The following is a 441-nucleotide window of genomic DNA, read 5'->3' as shown; positions in this document are numbered from 1 at the left end:
GCTTTCGACCCGGATTGGCGAGCGTTCGTCAGTGACAGCCGCTTGCGCCGGTTGATCGAGTTGGCCCTGGTCGACAACCGTGACTTGCAGCAAGCCGCAGCCAGCGTGGCGCAGGCCAGGGCAGGCTATCAGGGCGCCGCGGCAGCGCTGTACCCCAGCCTGGGCGTCGACACCTATGCCGGGCGCGCAAAGTTGCCGGCGCTGGAGCAAACCCCCGGGGGCGGCTCCAGCGCCGGCAGCGTGGCCAACACCTTCCAGGCCACCGTGGGGTTCACGGCCTATGAGCTGGACTTCTTCGGCCGGGCACGAAGCCAGGCCCATGCGGCCGAGGCGCGCTTTCATGCCACGCTGGCCGACTACCAGGCTGCACGCATGGCCTTGATCGGCGAAGTGGCCGGGACCTGGCTGACGCTCAAGGCCAATCAGAGCTTGCTTGGGCTG

The 441-nt window shown here is 68.5% G+C and carries 1 protein-coding gene; it reads left to right on the top strand.

The window, feature by feature from the left end; all coding sequences use genetic code 11:
- Positions 1–441, top strand: a 441-nt coding sequence (locus QWI17_RS08770; protein ID WP_302722145.1) for a TolC family protein, incomplete at both ends; no start/stop codon positions are given.

This window comes from Gilvimarinus gilvus, assembly GCF_030518155.1.
Classification (GTDB): domain Bacteria; phylum Pseudomonadota; class Gammaproteobacteria; order Pseudomonadales; family Cellvibrionaceae; genus Gilvimarinus; species Gilvimarinus gilvus.
The sequence above is the reverse complement of the archived record's forward strand: the minus strand, read 5'-3'. Positions and strand labels throughout refer to the sequence as shown.